We start from the raw sequence: 21,161 nt of genomic DNA on the forward strand, positions 1-21,161 counted from the left end.
ATTCAGGCCCCATCGGTCCCGCACCCGGCAACTTACTTCCCTCTAGCCCCATGAAAGCCCTTCTCACCCTTTGTTTAACGGCAGCCCCTGCCTTCCTCAGCCTGGGCCAGACATCGGGCACGGTGTCTGGACGCTTGCTGGATGAGCAGCAGCAGCCGCTGCCCTTCGCCACGGTGTTGCTGCGCCCCGTGCCGGACACGACCCAGGTTACCGGGGTCCAATCGGCAGCCGATGGCGGCTACCGCTTTCAGCAGGTGGCGGCCGGGCGCTACCGCGTCACGGTGAGCATGCTGGGCTACGTGACGCAGCGCTCGGCTGTGTTTGAGGTAAACCGCGCCGGCGTGGTGGTACCCACGATGAAACTCGTGTCGGCGGCGCAGCAGCTCCAGGGCGTGGAAGTGGTGGGTAGCAAGCCGCTGCTGGAAATGCAGGGCGGCAAGGTCATCGTAAACGTGGCGGGCAGCGCCACGGCCGGGGCTACGGCGCTGGAAGCCCTGCAGCAAGTGCCGGGCCTGCTCGTGCTCAACGACCGCATCAGCCTAGCCGGGCGCGAAGGCGTGGTGATTCTCATCGACGGGCGCACCACGCGTTACACCGACGTGGTGAGCGTGCTCAAGGATTTTCCCAGCAGCAGCATCGACCGCATTGAGGTGATGTCGCAGCCCGACGCGAGCTTCGACGCGGCCGGCAACGCGGGCGTCATCAACATCATTCTGAAGAAAAACGTGGACCTGGGCACCAACGGCACCGTGTCGGCCAACGTGGGCTACGGTCGCTTTGGCAAGGCGGGCTCCGCCCTCGACCTGAATTACCGCGCGGGCAAGGTGAACGTGTTCGGCAACTACGGCCTGGCCCACCGCAAAACCTACGAGCAGCTCAACACCGTGCGCCACCCCGACGAGCCGGGCCTCCGCTACGAGCAGCGCAGCTACCAGCCGCGCACGGCCACGGTTAACACCTTCCGCCTCGGCGCCGATTACTTTCTGTCCCTGCGGCAGACGCTGGGCGTGCTTGTTACGGGCTACGCCAACCGCACCCGGGCCGAAGCCGAGAACGATGTTACGGCCCCCGACGGCACCGCGGTGGATACCCGCAACCGTACCCGCCGCCGTACCAATACCTACGCGGCCAACCTCAACTACCGCCTGCAGCTCGATACGCTGGGCCGCGAACTGACGGCCGACGCAGACTACTCCTACTACGAGTCGGGCAGCTTGGGGCAGGTGCAGAACGCCTTCAACAACGGCCTGGGCGAAGCCCTGCGCAACGACCAACGCGTGGGCATCGGCCTGCGCTCGGGCCGGGTAGACTACCGCTGGCCGCTGCGGCCCGCCCTGAAGCTGCGCCTGGGGGCCAAAACCAGCCAGGCCGACATTCGCACTGCTCTTGATCTGGTGAGCGGCCCGCTCGGCGGTCCCAACGACCGCACGGAAACGTTTCACTTCGTGGAAAACATCCAGGCCGGCTACGTGCAGGTTGAAGGCGAGCACCTGGGCTTCCGCTGGCAGGCCGGCCTGCGCGGCGAGTGGACCGACAATCGGGGCCGCTTCACGAAAGACACCCCCGACGAGGTGCGCTTTGCCCGCCACTACGGGCAGTTGTTTCCGAGCCTGAACGTGGACCGGGTGCTGCACAAGTTCGTGGGCCTGAACGCCGCCTACAGCCGCCGCATCGACCGGCCGAGCTACCAGGACCTGAATCCGAACATCATCTACCTCGACCCCTATACCCAGCAGCGCGGCAACCCGAACCTGCTGCCGGAGTTGGCCAATAACTACAAGCTCGCCCTGACTTACGACCAGCAGCCCTTCGTCGTGCTCAATTACAGCCGCACCAACGGGGTGATCAGCCTGGTAACGGAAACCGAAGGCTCGCAGCTTTACTCCATCTCCCGCAACCTCGATTACCAAAACAGCTACAGCGCTTCGCTGAACCTGCCGCTGAGCTTCGTAAAACCGCTTACGGGCTACGCCGGCGTAAACGTGGCCCGCAACGAGTTTGTGTACCTGGACGGCAACCGCGCTGCGCGCGCCGCCCGCACGGCGGCCACCTTCTACGGGCAGGCCACCGTAAAGCTGCCGCACCAGCTCAGGCTGGAAGCCTCGGGCTTCTACCAGACGGCCGGCCTCGACGGCATTCTGCGCTACCAGGCCTTCGGCAACCTGAACCTGGGCGCGCAAAAAATCCTGCTCGAGGGCCGCGCCACCCTGCGGCTGACCGTCAACGACGTGCTGTTTTCCAACCGGCAGCGCGGTCGGGTTGACTTTCAGCAAAACGACGTTCGCTTCCTGAGCTACCGCGAGTCACGTCAGGCGCGCCTGAGCGTTAGCTACAAGCTCGGCAATCAGCAGCTTAAAGCCGCCCGCATGCGCGCCACCAGCCTGGAAGAAGAGCGCGAGCGGGTGAAGACGGACAAAGAGTAGCCGCGCCTTGGTGGCCAATTGCCGGGAAAAAGGTTACCAACTTGACTTCCGTTAAAAGATTGTTCCCAGGTTAAAGGGAGCTGTAGGTTGCCGCGCGTAGCGATATGTGGGAGCCCCAACATGGGTGGGACAATTCTCCTGTTTGATCGGGTCGAGTAAAAGGGTGCGAAAAGCTTCTTAACCAGCCAGGAAACTGCCCTAGGAATCCAGATCAACTTGGACACCTTCTTTAAACCTTAAAAGTGATGTGCAGAGGGGGGTACCGCTTAAATGACAGCAGCAAGAACGGCTACGCAGCGAGCTTGTTTTCCTCGTCCCATTTTGCGCTTCAGTAATCTATACAACCGTAGCAAAGATTTGAATGCTATCTACAGGGCGAAAAGTGAATCTCTCCATAGCCTAGTTATAAGAGTGGCCACGGTTAAAATCTGGCACAAAAGTTAAACGGACGACCATTAGGAAAATGTGTCAACGCGCGCATTGACTGTGAATCGAACCTTCACACCCAGACTCGGATAAGGCGCATCTCCCGATAGGGGCCGGCGAGTATGCCGGGAAAGAATACCAGCCAATAGCAACCAAGCCGTCCGTAGGTTTGCTTTTGCTGGCTAGGCACGTAAGTTCGTGCCGCAACCTTTCCGCGTTACAGCCTATGAAAACGGCACTGCTGCTGGCCTTGCTGGCCCTGTCTCCTTCGCTGGCGCCTGCTCAGGGCGGGGCAGCCACCCCGGGGAAAAAGTTGACCATCCTCTACACCAACGACCTGCACGCCCACGTGCGGCCCCAGCTGCTGCCGGCTGTGAGCCCGACCCGCACGGTGGGGGGCTTTGCCAACCTGGCCACCTTGGTCAAGCAGGAGAAGGCCGCCAACCCAAACGCGCTGTACTTCGATGCCGGGGATTACTTCACGGGCCCCTACATCAGTACGCTCACCCAAGGCGAGGCCGTGATTGACGTGATGAATCACCTGCAGCTCGACGCGGCCTGCATCGGCAACCACGAATTCGACCACGGCTGGCAGAACACCGTCCGCCAGCTGGGCAAGGCAAAATTCCCCGTGCTCAACGGCAACATCTTCCGCCGAGGCACGGAGCAGCTGCTATGGAACCACCCCTACCGCATCATCGTCAAAAACGGCGTGCGCATTGGCGTCATCGGCCTGCATGGGCGTTTTGCTTTCTACGACACCATCTCCGAGGAAATGATCCAGGGCGTGGAAGCGCGGGACGAGGAAGTTTACCTGCAGAAGTACGTGCAGGAACTACAGGGCAAAGTGGATCTGGTTGTCTTGCTCATCCACCAAGGCATCCCAGGCCGGCAGTCCTCGCTGGGCACCGCGGACGTGAGCCGTAACCTGCAGAAGGACATAAACCTGGCCCGGAAAGTCCAAGGTGTGGACCTGATCGTGACGGGGCACGCTCACCAGGGCGTGCAGGAGCCGCTGGTCTCAAATGGTACGCTTATCGTCTCTACCAACGCTTTGGGGACGGAGTTGGGCCGCCTCGAATTAACCTACGACCCCGCCACGGACCGGATCAGCTCGTACACCAACAGCTTGAACTACGTCTTCGACGACGCTGTGCTGGATGACAAGCCCACGCTGGCTGCCATCGAGAAGTGGGAGAAGAAATCCAAGAAAATTGCTGCGGAGCAGGTAACCACCGCGGCCCAGGCCCTCACCCGCTCCTACGGCGAAGAGTCTACGCTGGGCAACATGGTGGCCGACGCCATGCTCCACGCCGCCCCGGACCAGGACCTGGCCGTCGTCAACAGTGGCGGGCTGCGCCAGGACATTGCCGCCGGCCCTGTCACGCTGGGCAACATCATCTCCGCCTTTCCCTTCATCAACACATTAGTCAAACTGGAGCTCAAGGGCTCGGACCTCCGGTCCATCTTCGAGCACGCGGCCTCGCTCACCAACGGCATTCTGCAAGTGTCCTCCGGCGTGGAGCTGCACTACGACGAAAGCCGGCCAGCGGGCAGCCGAATAACCAAGCTCACGATCAAGGGCAACCCGCTGGACGACAACAAGGTGTACAAGGTGCTGGCGCCGAACTTTCTGGCCGACGGCGGCGACGGCTACCTGGCATTTCGCCAAGCGGTAGCCAAGAAAAACACCGGCGAAGTGCTCGTTGAGCCTATTAAGCGCTACCTAAAGACGTTTGCTACCTACCAGCCCCGCTTGGAGGGACGTATCAAAAAGCAGTAGTCATTTACTAAAACTTAGCTGCTCAAGTCTGGGAAGCCGCCGGGGGCTTAAGCCACACCGGTGAGGACCAGGCCTGGTGGCCGTCGGTCTGGGTGACGCGCACGTAAGTAAAGCAGTGGCCCCGGGCCGGGCACGGCATCGCGCACGAAAAAGCCAACCCAGCGCAGCAGGTCCGGCGCGGCCATAACGTTCCCCGCTGCGGCCGGGCCGGGTCGTAGAGCTTAAACCGGCCGCTTATCCCGCCGGGCTGCTGCTCCAGCCGCACCAGGGCGAAGTGGTTGTCCAGATTGCGCACGAGCTCAATCCGGTCAATGGGGGCGGTGCCCTCCACGCGCAGCGTCAGTCGCACCGAGTCCCTGAGCAGGGGCAGAGCCGAGCCCATAGGCTGTCCATTGACGGTAAAATCGAGCACGGTTCTGGCGCCCGAGGTTCCGTAGTTGCGGTACTGCCGTAGCGTCGTTATGATACCCTCATGGGTAAGGCTCTCCGCCAGCACGCCTTTACCGGGGCTGAGGTGATGGGTGTCGCTGCCAGCCACAGCTTCCAGGCGGCGGCCGAGCGTCAACGCATCCTGGGTGGCCCGGCGGGTAGCGGCCCGGCAACGCGTCATTGACCGCTACCTGAGCGCGCGCGAAGCGCCGGGCCGAAGCTAAAGCCGGATCAATTCGCCAGCAACCAAAAGCGGCAGCCGATGGGCTGCCGCTTTTGGTTGCATTCAGGGTAAGCCCCGGGCCGGGTGGGGTGGGGCCGGCGTTTAAACGGCCTGGAAGTTACCCGCCTGCTTCAGGGTGCGCTCGTTGCCCGTAGCCGGGCTGTCGTAGTGGTGCTCGCCCACCTCGACGGACAGCGTTTTGCCCAGCAGCTGCTTGGTGTCCAGATCGTGGCCGGCCTGGGGCTGAATGCCCACGGCCGCGTACAACGACAAGAGAATGGGCATGGCTTTTTCCGAGGTGTAGAAGCGCTGGGTGACGAAGCCCTCCTCGTTTTCCATGCGGGCGGCAAAAAAGGGCACCTGCTGGTGCTCGCTCGTGCCTTCCTGCACGTCGGTGATTTCTACGGTATGGCGGCCATCGGGCAGCAAGGGCTTGTCCTGGCCGGGAGTTACGGGGATTTTCATAGCAGTAAGCAATTGATTCAGGCTTACTAACGAAATTGGCAAGACAAGGTTAGTTGATCTTTGCCAGCGCTTTAATCAACGGGATTAAGCTTTGTGAATAACTATATATCACTCGGTATTAGTTCAAAGCTATTGAATAGCGGAGAAATAAAAATCCCCAGCCAGTATACTAACAATTTTAGCACTACGTATACTTGCGGGCTTACCAACCTGATTGCCAGCATGCGTGATGTTGAATTAATCCCCGTAACCGCCTCCCACACTCCCCTTTTGCTGCCCCTGTTCGGCTGCCTGGTGCCGGCGGGCTTTCCCTCGCCGGCCTCGGATCATATGGAAGGCCTGCTGGACCTGAACAAGCTGCTGCTGCGCCACCCCGACGCCACGTACCTGGTGCGGGTGGTGGGCGAAAGCATGAGCGGGGCCGAAATCCACGCCGGCGACCTGCTGGCCGTCGACAAAGCCCTGGAAGCCGACCACGGCCACATCGTGGTGGCTGTGGTGGAGGGGGAATGCACCGTCAAGCGTCTCGTCAACCAAGGCGACGCGTGGTGGCTGATGCCGGAGAACCCGGCTTACAAACCCTGGCAGATTCACGAGGACGCGCAGGACGTGCACATCTGGGGCGTCGTCACCCACGTGCTGCACGAGCTGGTGCCCGGCAAGCTCTCGGCCCTGCTGCAAACCCGCGACTAGCGTATGTTCGGCCTGGTCGACTGCAACAACTTCTACGTTTCCTGCGAGCGGGTTTTTCAGCCGCGGCTGGAAGGCCGGCCCGTGGTGGTGCTCAGCAACAACGACGGCTGCATCATTTCCCGCTCGGCCGAGGCCCAAGCCCTGGGGCTGGCGATGGGCGAGCCGTACTTTCAGGCCAAGCCCCTGCTCCAGCAGCACCGGGTGCAGGTGTTTTCGAGCAACTACGCCCTCTACGGCGACATGTCGCGCCGCGTGATGTGGTACCTGAGCCAGGTGGTGCCGGAGGTGGAAATCTACTCCATCGACGAAGCCTTTCTGGATCTGGCGGGCATGGAACGCTACCTGGGCAGCCGGGAGGCCTTTGCCCGGCAGTTGCGCCAGAACGTCAAGGCCCGCACCGGCATTCCCACCTGCGTGGGGGTAGCCCCCACCAAAACGCTGGCCAAGCTGGCCAACCGCCTGGCCAAAAAGCAGCCGGCGCTGGGCGGGGTCCTGTACCTGGACACCGACGAGCGCCGCCGCTGGGCCCTGGCCCAGGTGGCGGTGGAGGACGTGTGGGGCATCGGCCGGCAGTACGCGCAGCAGCTGCACGCGGCGGGCATTGCCACCGCCGCCGACCTGGCCGCCTGCTCCGACGGGTTTGCCCGCCAGCACCTGGGCGGCGTGGTGGGTGCCCGGCTAGTCAAAGAGCTGCAGGGCGTGGCCTGCCAGCAGCTGCAGCCCAGCGAGGACGGCACGCTCGCGCGGCGCAGCCTGTGCTGCTCGCGCACGTTTGGCCAGCCGCTGAGCGCGTTCCCGGACTTGCTCGGGGCCGTTGGGGCGTTTACCTCGCGCGCCGCCGAGAAGCTGCGCCGCCAGCGCGATGCGGCGAACCTGATGACCGTGTTCCTGAGCAAAAGCCGTTTTGGGCTGGAGCAGCCCCCCTACTCCCGCTCGGTGGTCTTCACCCTGCCCGTGGCCACCAACGACACGCTCGAGCTGCTGCGCTACGCCCGGGTCGCGCTCAGGAAGCTTTGGCTACCGGGCCAGCGCTACACCAAAGCCGGCGTCGTGCTCGACGGGCTGGAGCCGGCGGGGCAAACCCAGCTGTCGTTGTTTGAAGCGGCGCCCGGGGGCGAAAAGCGCGCCCGCCTCATGGCCGAGCTCGATGGGCTTAACCGCCGCTACGGGCAGGGCACCGTGAAGCTGGCGTCGTTGCTGTTGCCCCCGGGTCAGTTGCGCGCGCCCTAGGAAGGGCAAGCCCAGTGGCGCACCCCGCAGTACACTACCCGGCTGGAAGATCTGCTGCTGGTCGGGTAAGCAGTCGGGTACCACCCAGGGTGTCGGCGGCAGTGAGCGTGTTTGGTTTTGGGGGTCCGCAGGCGGGTAACGGGCTTATAAAATCTATTACTTCAGATTCGAGCGGCTACAACCTTGCTGGCTAAAGGAGGCGAAAAGATAGATTTTATAAGTGGCTGACAGCTCCTGCCAAGGCTCTGGAACGCATTACCCACTGGAATGGGGTTATGGAAGCTGTGTTTCGCACCCGAGTCAGAGCTTTCGATGAAGCTTATAAAAACTATTAGTTAGCCATTTACGCTGCTGAGCAGTAGTTTTGATAGTCTTCAATAAGCCTCAATAGCATAAAAAGGCAAAAAATTCTTTAAAAAGTGCAATCGTATTTTGTGCTTATTTATACTGCTTTCTTTGTTGATCCCGGTCGAAGATGGTCTTATCCTGCCACTTTAAAAGCTTTTGTACCCGAACTTCAACAAGCTTGTGAGTATTTTTAGTATTTAAGGTATTTGCAGGGGCTGTAGACGATTGATATTCAGAAGCTTAAGCAGCTTAAGTAATAGATTTTATACGCGAGGTAATAGAGTTTATAAGTCAAGTAATAGGCTTTATAAGCTGAGCAATAGCTTTTATAAGCGCAAGTAATAGCAATCATAAGCTGGTTAATAGGGCCGCTTAGACAGCCCTATTAATTGGCCTCCCGACAGGTAACTAATAGCTTTTATAAGCGACTGGGGCGTTAGACTCGGATCGGGCCGCTTTGCCAGGGGCGGAAGTAATAGCTTTCATAAGTCTAACTAATAGCTTTTATAAGTATCGCGGCAACCTCTCGTTGGGCTAACTAATAGGTTTTATAAGTCTAACTAATAGGTTTTATAAGCGCCCGGGAGGAAAGGAGCCAGCAGTATTGATAGAGCTTGAATTTGACTCTATTACTTTCTGAATTTTGACGTATGTTTGTTTTATACCGCCTTTAAGACAAGCTATGGCCGCGCCCGAATCCACCGTTCCGATTGAAATTCGGCAGCACAACGCGCTCACAACGGCTCGCTACGAGATGAGCGCCTGCGAGATGGACATTGTCTTTTCGCTGCTCTCCAAGCTTTCCAAGCAGGACAAGGCCGGCACGATCTACGAAATCCGGGTACAGGAGCTGATGGAGATGACCGGGCGCACCTGGAACTACAAGCAGCTGCTGGAATCCACCGAAAACCTCAACAGCCGCGTTTACCACATCGAGAACGGCAAGACCCTGCTGCAGGTGAGTTTGCTGGCCTCGGCCCTGTACCGCAAAGGGGAAGGCACTATTGAGCTGGAGATATCCGAGCGCATGCGCCCTTTCCTGATTGATTTAAAAAGCAACTTCACCTCCTACCGCCTGCAGGCCGCCTTTTCGCTGTCCAGCAAGTACGCCAAGCGCATCTACCAGCTGGCTTCGCAGTGGAAGGACATCGGCGAAACCAAGACCTACTCGCTGGATGAATTCAAGGCCATGCTTAAGCTCAAGGACCCGGCGGGCAAGGAGCCCGAGCAGTACGCGCAGATATCGGCCCTGCAGAAGTACGTGCTCGACGTGGCCACCAAGCAGATCAACGAGAACACGGACCTGCGCATCAAGTACGAGCTGATCAAAAAGGGGCGCTCTTACCAGAGCATCAAGTTTTACGTCAACACCCAGGTACCCCAGCAGCTGCCCATCCCCTTCGAGCTCGAAGCCGACGATGCCAAGGTGCAGCTGGCCCGCAAACACCTGGACGCACTGGGCATCGCTGAGCCCAAGCTCGTGCAGGAGATCCTGCAGTCGGCCAAGCACGTAGATGCCTTGTTCGCGTTCATGTACAAACTCAAGACCGACAAGATAAAGGCGACCAAAAACCCCGGGGGCCTGTTTTTAAAGATGCAGGGGCTGCGCTAAGCGGCGCTTTCCCTGCCCGCTCCCGGCCGCTCCATGACGGGTGGGCTGGGCAAACAGGCTGGCCTGTTACTACCCGCCCGCTGGAATTTTACCACCAGGCACCGGCCCGCGTCTGATCGGAAAAGTCCAGACGGGCCGGGAGGACAAAATTAAAGTACCAGGGGGCCTACCCGGCTGGCCCGACCGGGCGTGGAATGCTCCCCCGGGAAGACGCAACCGCACGGCTTGGCATTTCAAAGGGATTTACCCCTTTTATGCTTATCGTTGCCCGCCTCCTGGCCTACTACCTTATCCCCCAGCCCTGCTGATGCCTTCTATTCTACCCGCCGCGGCTTCTGCCGTTCAGGTCCGCGCCACGACGCCGCGCGTGCACGCAATTGATGTAGTCAGGGGCCTGGTGATGGTGCTCATGGCCCTGGACCACACCCGCGATTTTTTCAGCCGCACGCTTGTGCAACCCGAAAACCTTGCCCAGGCTCCGGCCCTGCTGTTTCTCACGCGCTGGGTTACGCACTTCTGCGCCCCCACCTTCGTGTTCCTGACGGGCTGCAGCGTTTACCTCTACGGGCAAAAGCGGTCGAGCCGCGCGGCCACCAGCGGCTTCCTGCTCAAGCGGGGCCTGTGGCTGATCCTGCTGGAAGTGGCGCTGCTCACCTTCGTGCTCGCCTGGAGCTATGAGCTGATTTTGCTGTTGGTAATCTGGGTTATCGGAGCGGGCTTGGTGCTGCTGGCGGGCCTGATCTGGCTGCCGCGCTGGGTGCTGGCGGGGCTGACGCTGCTGATCCTGGCCGGTCACAATCTGGTGCCGAACATCGCGCCCGTGACGGCGGCCAATGCGGGCTGGGCGCTGCTGCGCAACGGGCCGTTTGTGCTGCCGGTACTCGAGCAGCCGGTGCTCGTGGCGTATTCACTGGGACCCTGGCTGGGGGTGCTGCTGGCGGGCTACCTGCTGGGACCCTGGTTTCAGCTGCCGCTGCCCCAGCGGAACCGGCGCTTGCGCCTTCTCGGGGGCGGGCTGCTGCTGTTGTTTGGGGTGCTACGGGCCACCAACTGGTACGGTGACCCGGCGCCCTGGAGCACGCAGCCGCAAGGCCTGCTCCACACCCTGCTCTCCTTTGTTAACGTAACCAAGTCCCCGCCGTCGCTACTTTTTGTGTGCCTCACTTTGGGCGGGGCGTTGCTAATGCTTAGCCAGGCGGAAACCGCGGCCGGGTGGGTGGGCCGCGCCCTGCGCTCCTTCGGTCAGGTTCCGTTGTTTTATTACCTGCTGCACTTTACGCTGCTCAGCGCCGCCGCCTGGGTATGGACGACCCTGGCATTTGGACAGGCAATTAACCTGGCGTTTGCCGCCGCGCCGGACTGGCCGCCCGCCTACGCCCCCAGCCTGGGGCGAGCCTATCTGGTCTGGGCCGGGGTGGTAATGGCCTTGTACTGGCCGTGCCGCTGGTACCAGCGTTTCAAGCAGCACCATACCTACTGGTGGCTCTCTTACCTGTAAGCGGGAGCAACCGGTAAGGGACCTGGCCTGAGCTTCCGGGCAAACCCCTGAAAGCCCAGGCCGGAATAGAGAAACTAACCCAACATCCCAGCCAGAGGGTCGGCGTAGTCGGGGCAATTCAGTTAGCTGCTGGATACCAGTTGCGCAGCCGCACGTCGATGTTCTTGTTGGCCGCGTTGACGGTTTTCTTAAAGGCGGCCACGTCGCTCAACCCGTTTTGGCCCCGGTAGTGGTAGGGGTACACGATGCGCGGCTTGAAGGCCAGCACGCCCTGCGCGGCCTGCGCCGCGTCCATGGTGTAGGGCAGGTTCATGCACACAAACGCGACGTCGATGTTTTTCAGGGCGCGCATTTCGGGGATGTCTTCCGTATCGCCCGACAGGTACACGTTTTTGCCGCCCAGGCTGAGCACGTAGCCGTTGCCCCGCCCTTTGGGGTGCCGCGAGTCGGCCGCTTCCGGCAGGTTGTACATCGGAACGGCCGAGACCCGCAGGCCCAGCGTGTCGAGCTGCTGGCCGTTGCTGAGCACCCGCACCCGCGCTCGATATTCAGCCGGCAGCTGCTCCGCAACGGCCTGGGGCACCACCAGCAAAGCCTTGCCCAGGGAGAGGCCCGCCAGGGTTTTCGGGTCCATATGGTCGCCGTGGATGTCGGTGATCAGAACCACGTCGGGCGCGGCCAGCCCGGCATAGGCTTCGGCCCCGCCGTAGGGATCCACGTAAACGGTCTTGCCGTTCCAAGCCAGCACCACGCTGCCGTGCGTGATGGGCTGCACCGTCAGCGGCCCTTGCTTGGTGGTAACCTGGTCAGCCGCCGCGCGCGGTGCGGACTTGGCCGGTGCAGTTTGGGCCTGCCCAGCTAAGGCAAGCAGCGCGGCCGGAAGTATCAGAATAGACTTCATATGTGGTTTCGGTGGGTTGTGAGCTTATGGGTGATTGGTTTAAGGAGCTTGGCACCAGCAGGAGCAGCATCCCGGGAATAAGACAATAACCCGGCCGCAGATCACAAGTTCGTGCTCAAGATAAGCCCATAGGGAAGCGGGCATACAGCTCTGGGTTGCTAACGTTTTCAGCTGCCTGCCTGGGAACCGCCCCTGCCGGGTTGGCTGCCCGTTACGGGTAAGCGGCATTGGCTGCGCCGAATCACTGGCTGCCGACAGTGTACGACCTACTCTTTACGGCGCCATGCACCCGACGGGCGGCAGCCTTGGCAACCCGCTCCAACCATTTTTTGTGCTTCGGCGCTCAACTGCAGGCTAAGTATAAAAGCTAAAAGTAACTTTCCAGGGCCGTCGCGAAAGGCCCCGTCAGTCCGGTTGTATGCTCTTCTGCTTGCCCACAGTTCGCTATTGGTTTGTGCTTCTCGTTTGCACGTTGCTGGCTAAACCCCTGGCTAGCCAACCCCGCTTGGCTACCGCTGCCGTTTACTCCTGCTCTCCTTGCAACGCTGCCTGTGATACCATCCGCTACGCTGCCCCGGGCACCTGCCCCCATTGCCACATGCCGCTCCGGCCGCGTATCGCCGGCGCCCCCCAGGCCAAGCCTGGGCGCCTCGGCCAGCCGAACAACCGCCCGCAATCCGCGCCCGGTCGTCGACTAAGCCGTCGGCTGCGCTATCAACTAGACACCCTGATGAATGCCGCCGTGGGGCCGGGGCCTGCGCCTGGTTACGCAGTAGGAATTTTCCAGCGGGGCCAGGTTCTCTACAGCAAAGGGTATGGCCTGGCCAACCTGGACCACCACCTGCCCAACTCCCCGGCCACCGTCTTTAACATCGCCTCGCTTTCCAAACAGTTCACCGCTGCCTGCATCGCCCTGCTGGTGCAGCAGGGGCGTCTATCGCTCGAGGACGAGGTGCAGCGTTACGTGCCCGCCGTGGCCAAGTACCCTGAGCGCCTGCTGGTCAAGCACCTGGTGTACATGACCAGCGGCTTGCCCGAATACCATGCTCAGGGGCGGGGCAATGGCCTGAACTGGAACCTGTACGATTACTTTACCGTCGACACGGCCATTGCCGTTACGTTGCGCCAACCCCGGCTGCTGTTTGCGCCCGGCTCGCAGTGGGCTTATTCCAACGTCAACTACATGCTGCTGACCAAAATCGTGGAACAGGTCAGCGGACAGCGCTTTGCCGACTTTGCCGAGCAGCACCTGTTCGCCCCGCTCGGCATGCGCCACACCCACGTCAGCGATGACGTGACGCTGGTCGTACCCGGCCGCGCCACGGGCTACCTGCGACGAACGCCCGAGTTGGTGGCAGCTTCCCGCCAGGCGGGGTTCTACGTCCGCGAGGCGGGCGGCTTTCTGCAAGCGCACCGGAATGCCCCGCACTACGGCGGCAGTGGGGTATTTACCAGCGTGGAGGATTGGGCGCGCTGGGACCGTAACTGGTACACCCAGCAACTGGGCGGCGAGGCCTTCTACCAGCTTATGCACCGGCGCGAGCGGTTTGCGCACCCCAAGGACAACGATGCCCTGGGCCTGGTGTTCGGCTCCTTTCACGGCACCGAAACCGTATGGTACGCCGGCGGCGACCTGGGCTTTAACAGCTACGTGGTCCGCTTTCCGGCCCGGCAGTTGACGGTAGTCTGCTTTTCCAACAACGGCGACGGCAAGGCCGAAGCCGTCACGATGCGCCTACTGGAGAGGCTGCGGGCCGCAGGGATACTTGGTAGCAGTGACAAATAAGCGCCGGAATCCCAACGCCGGGGTGGGTTTAGCACGCACCCATCGGGGTAATTAAGAGTGCGGCTATTTCCGCTGGCCCGGGTCAAGAAATTAGTCCGACCTAAGCCGGAGCTTCCCCAATAACAGCTTGAAATTCAAATCAGTTTGCACACGCATTATAACACACACTTCAAGCTGGGGTTAGCTTCGAATGAAAGTCCTGCTCGCCTGGAGTGTCCTCTGCCTGCTGTAGCTATATCAACCTGGCTGGCTACTTTAGAAAGTGCTGCTCACCCGTACCAAATCGGTAAAGTCACCCGCAGAACTTTTGATTAGCCCTTACAACTGAGGCTCGTTATCCGGCAGTTGGCCCGGTTTGAGCGTGTTGGCGTACTGCCCCACGATGGCGGCCACGTCCTCGCGGATCAGCTCAAAATTGGCCTGAATGACGGCCTGCAGAGCGCTAATTGAGCCTGTTGCCGGGCTGCTCCCTGCCTGGCGGGCTGCCCGCCGCTGGCTTAGCCAATCCGGTCCCGGCCCCTCCCCCACCGGGGCTTCCGCCAGTACCGGCGCCGGGCTGCCTTCAAACGTAGCCAGCGGGTGCAGCGGGTACGCGCCGGGCACTGCCTGACGATCCACCTTGCCCTGGAAGAAAGGCTGCTCCGTTTCCACGGTCTGGCCAATGAACTCGCCGGTTTCCAGCGTGATGGCGTCCTGCAGGCGCACCAAGCTCCGCTCCTGCCAGCTCACGCTTTGGCTGGCGCTGCGGCCGGCGCCGCGGCTGCCCCCGTTGTGGCTGCGGCCCCGACTGGCTGATACCATCTCGCGGTCTTCCTTGCCCACGAGCTCCGAGACAAACCGGGCCGTTTCCAGCGAATTTACCTTGCCGAAAAACTGGTTGTTGAGGTTGCTCACCATCACCTGCATCTTGTCCCGGCCGTAGGCGTCGACCATCTGGCTTAAATCCTGGGTCATGTATACCATAGCCACCTTGTTGCTGCGGGCCGTGGCCGGGATTACCTCCAGCCCCGGTACGTAGATGGTCGCAGCCTCGTCGAGAAACACGTAGCTCGGGTGCTTGTGCTGCTGGTTCATCAGCTTCAGGGCCACGGCCACGATGCAGCTGATTACCGGCGAGAAGGTTTCCTTTAGCGTAGGGTCGTTGCCGACCACCAGCACCTTGGGCGCCTGCGGGTCGTTGAGCTCCAGCGAAAACCCCTCCCCTCGCGCCTCGTCGGGGGTGAGCACCCAGGCAATTTCCGGGGAATTGATGCGCGTGAGCACAATCTGCAGCGAGGCAATAACGCCGGCCACCTGCTTTTCGGCCCGCTGCTTGACGGCCGTGGTAATGGAGCGCACCATGTCCCCGCACTCGGGGTCGGGTCGGTGTCGAGCATGCTCAGCACGTGGGTAAAGTCCGGGTGCAGGGCGGTGTTCACCACGTGCGGCAGGGTGCAGAACGCGGGGAAGTTCTTTTTGTAAAACCAGATGATGGCCGTCAGAAAGGCATTGGCGCTAGTATCGAAGAAGTCCATCTTTTTGATGCTCTCCGGGTTCAGGTTGGCCATGATAGCCCGGGCATATTCGTTGGCGTAGGCCACGACCGGCATCTTGTCGGCCCGCAGCGGATTCACCCGCTCGCTGCGCTCCAAGTCCTTGAAGTTAATGACGTGCAGCTGCACGGCGGGCTGCCGCAGCCCCTCCCCCACCGCCGCCGCTTTGGCATCGGCCAGCACGAAAGCCTTTTGCGCGGCCTCGGCCAGCACCGGAAATTTAAAGTCGTAGATCAGGCCGGCAAAGCCTTTCGCGGTGAACTGCTCAATCAGCGGCTCGCCAATCGAATAGGACTTGCCGGCCCCGGCGCCGCCCAGCACCAGCGTGCCCCGAAACGGGTTGGGAATGTTAATCCAGCCCCCGTCCGTGGTGGCCAGGCTCAGGCCGTGCTCGGAAACCTGCTGCCGGCGCTCGGTGCGCAGCCCGAACCGCTCGCTTTTGTGCAAGGCCCGCGTAACGCCCGCAGCCAGGCCCGCCCCCAGCACGAGCAGGGCGGCGGCGGGGTACAGCCAGGCAATCACGCCGGGGGAAAACGAGGCCAGCGCCAACAACAACACTCCCCCCGGCAAGGCAATACCGGCCGCCCCCAGCTGAACGCGCTGCAGCTGCCGCTGCGTGGGCTGCCAGCGCCGCTGACCGGGGCGAACGGAAGGCACTTTCAGCAGCCCCGCCAGCAACCCCGCGGCGATGAGCACGGCCGTGCGGACCATTAGCCCAACCTGTTGGTAAAAGCCCACCAGCCCCGCCAGCAGGCGGGCGGTAAGGGTTGCGCCCAGGCCGGAGCCCGCCGGCGGCGGGGTGGTTGCGGCGGCCATCAACTCACGATGGGCCAGCAAGTAGTACTCGCCGCCGGCCAGCACCAGCAGCAGGCACCCGGCGACCAGGAATAGCCCGGCCAGGCGGCTAGCTGCCGGTTGTCGAGGGGCACGCATCATGCTCATAAAGCATTGGGGTTAAGGCAAACAACAGATTGGTATTAGAGCTCGGCTTCCCACTGCGAATGCCCGCGCCGGGGCAGCTCGCCGATTCGCTGGGTAAGCACCTGCTCGGGGCCGCTCGTGGCGCGCAGCGCCTGCTCAAAGCAGTGCAGGGCCTGCCGCACCCGCTGCCCGGTATTGGCCCGGGCCGGCTCCTCGCGGCCGGTAGCCAGCAGGTGATAGGCGTTGTCCAGGGGCTGCCCGAGCCGGGCACGGTCCTCCAGCCGCCGCAGCCGGTCGTAAAAAATGCGGTCGTAGCCCCGGCCCTGGGCAATGCGCTGCACCCGCTCCGGCTCCAGGCGCTGCCCTGGCTCCGCCTGCCGGTTTAGCTGCTCGACGCGCTCGGCAAGGCGGGCATTGCGCTTGGGGCTGGCTTCCCGGCTTACGGGAGCAACGCGTGGGCTGGGCACCGGGCCCTGGTAGTGAAACTGCCGCTCAAAGAGCAGCCGCGCCTGCTCCTGCCAGTCGCGCAGGCTAAAGCGGCTAACCCGGCCGCCGGGGTTCAGGGTGACGCGCTGCGCCCGGTCCCGGGCCGAAACGATTACGTGGATGTGCGTCTGCAGGCCCGCGCGCGGCTGACCGGAGCGGGCCTCCCCGGCCCGCACGGCAGCGTCGGTGCCGCGGTGCGGGCGCTCGTGGTGAATGATGGCTCCCCACACCAGCTCGTCTTTCCCCACGGCCCCGCCGTCCTTCAGGCGAAACCCGGCCGCGTACGCTGCCATCACCGCGCGGGTATAAGACCGCAGCCGGGCTTCGTCGCCCCCGCCGATGTGGGCCAGTTCCGCCGGGCTCGGCGACAGCACCAGGGAATAGAACCGGGCCTCGCTGGCCCGCAGCCCTTTGGTGTTGCCGTCCACGGAAGCCAGCACTTGCTCCCGGCTTAACTTGTCCTGCCGGCCATCAAAGAAGCGCGGCTCCTCCCCTTTTTTGCGGGCTTCCTGGGTTAAGTAATTCAGGGCCTGCGCCGCGCTGCCCCGGTTATTATAGGCTTTTTCTCCGCTTGTTTTCGGATTAATAAGCTTGGCATACATGGCAACAACCCTCGGTTTAATGCTTTTTACTTAGCGGCTTTACCTCCAGGGCGGCCAGCCCCGCGGCCACGGTCTCGGTTATGCGCGCCTGATTTTTCTGCTGAATTTTATGCAGCATTTCGCCGCCTTCCGGAGCCAGAATATTCTCTGCCACCCGCAGGGTCTGCTCCTGCACGGCCTGCAGCCGCAGCTGGAAACGCAGCATTTCCAGCAGCACTCCCCGCTCCTGCTCCTGCAGATAAGCAAATACCCGGTCCCCTAGCCGCTTTACTTCGGCCATGATCAGCTGCCCTTCCCGGGCCTGGGCTTCCACCGGGTTCAAGCCGCGCTCGGCGAAGTAGCGAATGGCCGCATCGGCGTACTCCGTGCGGGTAAGTTTAAGGCGCGCGGCCTCCGCAGCTACCAGGCGGTGCGCCGGCCCGCTGACCGTCAGGTGCTTGATTAGCGGCCCGGTGCCGGGCTGCGCCGCCGCTTTTTCTTTCTTATCCGGCATAGCTTGAATTTTAAAAGTTAAACTCTGGCCGACAACCTCTTGACTAGCGAGGCTAATGCTGATCAACTCTGTTGATCAATAACTGCGGCTTGGTCAGCGCGTTAGCGCTGTTAAGTAGCAGTCTTCTTGCTAACTAGCTGACTACCTTTAGTACTGCGTTTAGTAGCGAGGACTAGCACAAGAGTTGGAGCATCAGGAAGTGACTTATTTTCCAGGAAATAAATAAACATGTTATTGCTAAGCTGTGCGCTGGCTAGCGTTGCACCTTGTCGAACGCCGGGGCTATACCCCAGATGATTGCCTTGACCTACTCCATGATGTTTAAGTTAAGTGCGGGCCTAAAGCCAAAGTGCCACCACGTAGTTTAGCTGGTGACTACCATTTCTTTATTTCTCAAGAAACAAGTAAAACAGGAAAGCAATAATAGCTTCAGGAAGATTTACGCCCAGCTTGCTGCTTTGTTTCTTTAATTCTTAGGAAATAAGTTTTTTAAGAGCTTTGGATTAATATTTACTAAGAAGCCATTTTCTGTGTTTACGAGTATTTTGTTATATTTATTTATTAAGAAATAATTATAATAGTAAATACCGCACTTTGTTTCCCGGTAACCTAACTTCTTTACTTCTCAGTAATATATTTTTCTTATTTTCCAGGAAACAAAAAAACAAGTTTACAAGTAGCTTTGAAAACTAGGAAACAAGCTGCTTTATTTGCAAGCTGCTTTGTACGATGCAGCATTACCTTGCAATAGTTCCCCTGCCTTATGAAAATCATCTGCGTTGCCAACCAGAAAGGTGGCATTGGTAAGAGTACCCTTATCACCGTGCTGGCGGGTGCGCTGGCCGCGGACTACGGTTACCGCGTGCTGGTTGTAGATGCCGACTCCCAGCAGACGCTGGCGGGGGTGCGCCTGACCAACGACCAGCCGAGCGTCGAGCTGGAACGCCAGGCCGGCACGCTGGCCGAGCCGGCTTTTCCCTACGCGCTGGAATCCGTGAGCATGGCCCAGGTTTACGACCGCCTGGATGAAATCGCCGAGGAGTACGACGTCGTCTTTATCGACGTGCCGGGCCGCTCGGATGACACGGCCATGATCGACGTGCTCAGCGGGGCCAACGTGGTGCTCGTGCCGGTAGGCGCCTCGGATGCCGAGCGCCTGGCTACGATTTCCTTTATGCAGCTGCTGCAGGAGATTTCGCGCCTCTCCAAGGAGCAGGGCCTGGACTTTCAGTTTTTCGGCGTGCACTCGCACCGCACCAATCTGAAAGAGGAAAAGGACATGGACGAGTTTACCGACGCGCTGGGGTTGCCGCGCCTGCAGGCCTCGCTGCGCCAGCTCGGCTGCTACAAGCGCCTGTCCACCCGCTACAGCTACCTGAATCCGGCTTACCGCCGGGCGGTGGGTGCCGATGCCACAGTGGAGGCGGAAGTACGTGCCCTCTGCGACGAACTGATTGCCCGCGCCGGCCTCACCGCTGAACTCGTTTCGTAATGGCCAAGATCCAACGCCTGAAAATCTCCACGGACGAGAAGATGTCCATGCTGCGCGGGCAGCCCGGCCACATGCCGGCCGCCCCCGTAGCGGCCGAGCCAGCGGCGGCGCCCGAACCAGCACCGGTCCCTGCTCCGCAACCAGCACCGGCAACCCCGCCGGCCGTAGCCGTAGCGCCGCCGGTGCCCGCGCCCGCCGCTTCTCCCGCCCCCGCGGCCAAGCCGGCGGCCCCCGTTGCGCAGGCCACCAAGCGGGGGCGGGGGCGCCCGCCCAAAGCCGAAACTGCCAAAGCCGCGGAGGCAGCCGCCTCCGGGCTGCAGCCATCACTGATTCGGCTGGAAGGGGAGACGCAGCGGGCCGCCCTGGCTTACATCCACGAGGAGCTCATGCTGCACAGCCGCCGCGTGTACCTGAAAGAGCTGGTGGATGAAGCTGTGAACTACTACCTGCAGCACGGTCCGCCGTCCCGGGCCAAGTAGGGGAGGGGCCACCGGGAAGCCGCTTCTCCTGCCGCCTGGGCTGGCGGGCAGTAGAAGCGGCCATTGCGGAGCAGACCCGTAAACCAATGCGACGATGACGCCTCCCCTGCACTCTTAGCAGGGGTAGGGGAGGGGGCAAGGCTTTCGGTACCAGCTTCCCGCCGGCAAGCTTTGAGTCTCCGCTTAAGCAGTAAGCAAGTAATTCAGTTACCCAACCTACCTACGCAGCCTTTGAACCCCAGGCTTACCTAAAAGTAGTAGTACCGAAGTTCGCCGATTCGTCGTGCAAAACGGTTCTGTCTGCTGGCGCAAGGGCGTAGCAGCGCGCCTGGCGCGGTGGGGAACCGGTTACTATAACGCCCCAGGTGTCCAAAAGCCGGGCACCGGGCTGATAAATCCGGGGCTAGGTGGCAGGCAGAAACATCGACGGGCAGTGCCGGCCTGAAATTAGAGCTACCCAAGGCCGCCGGGTGGCGCGGCGCCCCAGCCACAGTGTTAAGGCGTCGGCGTACCGGTTCGGATTTGCTTTTTCTGGTCGCGGGTCCGGGCTTTTTCCGTGCGTACCTGGTCGTGGGCCAGCTTCTGCCGGGCCTGGGCTTCGCGGGCGGCCAATTGCTGGTCCTTGAGCTGCCGCTTTTGCGTGTGCAGGTCAGAACGCTGCTGTTTAAGGGCTGCGGCCGACTCATCGGCGATGCCCCGGCTGGCAGCAGCTTGGTTGCGCTGAGTGGCCAGCACCTGCTGGGCATCGTGGGTGCGCTGCTGCTGCGCCCGCAGGCGGGCTTGGGCCGAGTCAGCGGCTGTTTGGGCCTGAGCAGGGATGGCCAGAGCACTGCAGAAGACGAGCAGCGCAAGGCAGAAGAACGTTTTCATAAGCATCAAGCAAAGAGGCGTGAGAGGAAAAGGGAAATGGCCGGCGGCGGAGCTTACGAGTCGCTGCCGTGGCGACTGGGGCCGCCCCAAGAGCCGTTGTGAGAGGTAATCGGGGCGGGTAGGGGGCTGTGCTCAAACAACACGCAGGCAAACAGGTGCATGCCCCGCGACTCACTGGGGGTGCCAGGGTCCTGAAAATGGATGCCTTCGCCAATGTGGTACTGAACGTTAGCTATTTGGTAGCCTTCGGCCAGGTAGGGTTGGAGCGCTTCATTGAACTGGTAGGCTCTCCAATCCAGGCCCTTATCCTGAATAACGAAGCGTAGCGGCTGTTGAAAGGTCACCAGGAGTTGCTTTAAAGGTTGGATGGCGGAATTCATGGCGAGATAAGATGAAGAAGGGCCCGATATCAAAGCTGGGAACTACGTCGGTGAACAAGCCCGATAACAGGGTCCACCAGCGGCAGATC

Annotated in this window: 17 protein-coding genes; 9 read left to right on the top strand and 8 right to left on the bottom strand. The window is 61.3% G+C overall.

Annotated elements, in window-relative coordinates; translation table 11 throughout:
• The first annotated feature begins 50 nt into the window (after nt 1–50).
• Nucleotides 51–2,423, top strand: a complete 2,373-nt coding sequence (locus tag AC5FXY_RS11715; RefSeq protein WP_493556862.1) for a TonB-dependent receptor domain-containing protein — start codon at nt 51–53, stop codon at nt 2,421–2,423.
• A 652-nt stretch (nt 2,424–3,075) separates the two neighbouring features.
• On the top strand, nt 3,076–4,632 hold the full coding sequence (locus AC5FXY_RS11720; protein ID WP_493556863.1) for a bifunctional metallophosphatase/5'-nucleotidase: 1,557 nt from the start codon (nt 3,076–3,078) through the stop codon (nt 4,630–4,632).
• A gap of 22 nt (nt 4,633–4,654) precedes the next feature.
• Here AC5FXY_RS11720 and AC5FXY_RS11725 read toward each other — a convergent pair whose 3' ends face one another.
• Together AC5FXY_RS11725 and AC5FXY_RS11730 are read right to left on the bottom strand one after the other, a co-directional pair.
• Nucleotides 4,655–5,242, bottom strand: a complete 588-nt coding sequence (locus tag AC5FXY_RS11725) for a CehA/McbA family metallohydrolase domain-containing protein (protein WP_493556864.1) — start codon at nt 5,240–5,242, stop codon at nt 4,655–4,657.
• Between the two features lie 144 nt (nt 5,243–5,386).
• Nucleotides 5,387–5,749 carry a hypothetical protein gene (locus tag AC5FXY_RS11730; RefSeq protein ID WP_493556865.1) on the bottom strand — a complete coding sequence of 121 codons (363 nt, stop codon included), beginning with the start codon at nt 5,747–5,749 and terminating at the stop codon, nt 5,387–5,389.
• A gap of 270 nt (nt 5,750–6,019) precedes the next feature.
• Here AC5FXY_RS11730 and AC5FXY_RS11735 point away from each other — a divergent pair, with 270 nt between their 5' ends.
• The 4 genes from AC5FXY_RS11735 (at nt 6,020) to AC5FXY_RS11750 (ending at nt 11,130) form a co-directional block, all read left to right on the top strand.
• Nucleotides 6,020–6,442 carry a LexA family protein gene (locus AC5FXY_RS11735; RefSeq protein WP_493556866.1) on the top strand — a complete coding sequence of 141 codons (423 nt, stop codon included), beginning with the start codon at nt 6,020–6,022 and terminating at the stop codon, nt 6,440–6,442.
• A gap of 3 nt (nt 6,443–6,445) precedes the next feature.
• Nucleotides 6,446–7,672 carry a Y-family DNA polymerase gene (locus tag AC5FXY_RS11740; protein ID WP_493556867.1) on the top strand — a complete coding sequence of 409 codons (1,227 nt, stop codon included), beginning with the start codon at nt 6,446–6,448 and terminating at the stop codon, nt 7,670–7,672.
• Between the two features lie 1,030 nt (nt 7,673–8,702).
• On the top strand, nt 8,703–9,632 hold the full coding sequence (locus AC5FXY_RS11745; RefSeq protein ID WP_493556868.1) for a replication initiation protein: 930 nt from the start codon (nt 8,703–8,705) through the stop codon (nt 9,630–9,632).
• 307 nt (nt 9,633–9,939) lie between these two features.
• The gene (locus tag AC5FXY_RS11750; RefSeq protein ID WP_493556869.1) at nt 9,940–11,130 is read left to right on the top strand and encodes an acetyltransferase domain-containing protein; all 1,191 of its coding nucleotides are present in this window, start codon (nt 9,940–9,942) and stop codon (nt 11,128–11,130) included.
• Between the two features lie 118 nt (nt 11,131–11,248).
• Here the strand turns inward: AC5FXY_RS11750 and AC5FXY_RS11755 are convergent, their stop codons facing one another.
• Complete coding sequence (locus AC5FXY_RS11755; protein WP_493556870.1) at nt 11,249–12,031, bottom strand: MBL fold metallo-hydrolase; 783 nt, start codon at nt 12,029–12,031, stop codon at nt 11,249–11,251.
• Nucleotides 12,032–12,629: 598 nt separating this feature from the next.
• Between AC5FXY_RS11755 and AC5FXY_RS11760 the strand changes: the two genes are divergently transcribed.
• On the top strand, nt 12,630–13,817 hold the full coding sequence (locus AC5FXY_RS11760) for a serine hydrolase domain-containing protein (RefSeq protein WP_493556871.1): 1,188 nt from the start codon (nt 12,630–12,632) through the stop codon (nt 13,815–13,817).
• A gap of 318 nt (nt 13,818–14,135) precedes the next feature.
• Here AC5FXY_RS11760 and AC5FXY_RS11765 read toward each other — a convergent pair whose 3' ends face one another.
• The 3 genes from AC5FXY_RS11765 to AC5FXY_RS11775 all read right to left on the bottom strand — a co-directional run bounded on the left by AC5FXY_RS11765 (nt 14,136) and on the right by AC5FXY_RS11775 (nt 17,851).
• Nucleotides 14,136–15,080, bottom strand: a complete 945-nt coding sequence (locus tag AC5FXY_RS11765; protein WP_493556872.1) for a type IV secretory system conjugative DNA transfer family protein — start codon at nt 15,078–15,080, stop codon at nt 14,136–14,138.
• 1,246 nt (nt 15,081–16,326) lie between these two features.
• Nucleotides 16,327–17,358, bottom strand: a complete 1,032-nt coding sequence (locus tag AC5FXY_RS11770) for a DUF5712 family protein (RefSeq protein WP_493556873.1) — start codon at nt 17,356–17,358, stop codon at nt 16,327–16,329.
• Nucleotides 17,359–17,374: 16 nt separating this feature from the next.
• Nucleotides 17,375–17,851 carry a hypothetical protein gene (locus tag AC5FXY_RS11775; protein ID WP_493556874.1) on the bottom strand — a complete coding sequence of 159 codons (477 nt, stop codon included), beginning with the start codon at nt 17,849–17,851 and terminating at the stop codon, nt 17,375–17,377.
• Nucleotides 17,852–18,614: 763 nt separating this feature from the next.
• Here AC5FXY_RS11775 and AC5FXY_RS11780 point away from each other — a divergent pair.
• Entirely contained in the window at nt 18,615–19,343 is a 729-nt protein-coding gene (locus tag AC5FXY_RS11780) for a ParA family protein (protein WP_493556875.1), read from the top strand.
• A complete protein-coding gene (locus AC5FXY_RS11785; RefSeq protein ID WP_493556876.1) occupies nt 19,343–19,822 on the top strand; it encodes a hypothetical protein in 480 nt (159 codons plus the stop codon). Before AC5FXY_RS11780 ends, AC5FXY_RS11785 begins: the two co-directional genes overlap by 1 nt.
• Before the next feature lie 495 nt (nt 19,823–20,317).
• Here AC5FXY_RS11785 and AC5FXY_RS11790 read toward each other — a convergent pair whose 3' ends face one another.
• Nucleotides 20,318–20,692, bottom strand: coding sequence for a hypothetical protein (locus AC5FXY_RS11790; RefSeq protein WP_493556877.1), 375 nt, complete (start codon nt 20,690–20,692; stop codon nt 20,318–20,320).
• A 53-nt stretch (nt 20,693–20,745) separates the two neighbouring features.
• Nucleotides 20,746–21,072, bottom strand: coding sequence for a hypothetical protein (locus AC5FXY_RS11795; RefSeq protein WP_493556878.1), 327 nt, complete (start codon nt 21,070–21,072; stop codon nt 20,746–20,748).
• Nucleotides 21,073–21,161 lie beyond the last annotated feature (89 nt).

The sequence above is a fragment of the Hymenobacter sp. FMD4 genome, from assembly GCF_058932745.1.

Bases quoted from the DNA above. Each gene is read 5' to 3' on its own strand.
- AC5FXY_RS11715 (WP_493556862.1), top strand. From the start codon at position 51: ATGAAAGCCCTTCTCACCCTTTGTTTAACGGCAGCCCCTGCCTTCCTC.
- AC5FXY_RS11720 (WP_493556863.1), top strand. From the start codon at position 3,076: ATGAAAACGGCACTGCTGCTGGCCTTGCTGGCCCTGTCTCCTTCGCTG.
- AC5FXY_RS11725 (WP_493556864.1), bottom strand. From the start codon at position 5,242: ATGACGCGTTGCCGGGCCGCTACCCGCCGGGCCACCCAGGATGCGTTG.
- AC5FXY_RS11730 (WP_493556865.1), bottom strand. From the start codon at position 5,749: ATGAAAATCCCCGTAACTCCCGGCCAGGACAAGCCCTTGCTGCCCGAT.
- AC5FXY_RS11740 (WP_493556867.1), top strand. From the start codon at position 6,446: ATGTTCGGCCTGGTCGACTGCAACAACTTCTACGTTTCCTGCGAGCGG.
- AC5FXY_RS11745 (WP_493556868.1), top strand. From the start codon at position 8,703: ATGGCCGCGCCCGAATCCACCGTTCCGATTGAAATTCGGCAGCACAAC.
- AC5FXY_RS11750 (WP_493556869.1), top strand. From the start codon at position 9,940: ATGCCTTCTATTCTACCCGCCGCGGCTTCTGCCGTTCAGGTCCGCGCC.
- AC5FXY_RS11755 (WP_493556870.1), bottom strand. From the start codon at position 12,031: ATGAAGTCTATTCTGATACTTCCGGCCGCGCTGCTTGCCTTAGCTGGG.
- AC5FXY_RS11760 (WP_493556871.1), top strand. From the start codon at position 12,630: ATGCCGCTCCGGCCGCGTATCGCCGGCGCCCCCCAGGCCAAGCCTGGG.
- AC5FXY_RS11770 (WP_493556873.1), bottom strand. From the start codon at position 17,358: ATGTATGCCAAGCTTATTAATCCGAAAACAAGCGGAGAAAAAGCCTAT.
- AC5FXY_RS11775 (WP_493556874.1), bottom strand. From the start codon at position 17,851: ATGCCGGATAAGAAAGAAAAAGCGGCGGCGCAGCCCGGCACCGGGCCG.
- AC5FXY_RS11780 (WP_493556875.1), top strand. From the start codon at position 18,615: ATGAAAATCATCTGCGTTGCCAACCAGAAAGGTGGCATTGGTAAGAGT.
- AC5FXY_RS11785 (WP_493556876.1), top strand. From the start codon at position 19,343: ATGGCCAAGATCCAACGCCTGAAAATCTCCACGGACGAGAAGATGTCC.
- AC5FXY_RS11790 (WP_493556877.1), bottom strand. From the start codon at position 20,692: ATGAAAACGTTCTTCTGCCTTGCGCTGCTCGTCTTCTGCAGTGCTCTG.
- AC5FXY_RS11795 (WP_493556878.1), bottom strand. From the start codon at position 21,072: ATGAATTCCGCCATCCAACCTTTAAAGCAACTCCTGGTGACCTTTCAA.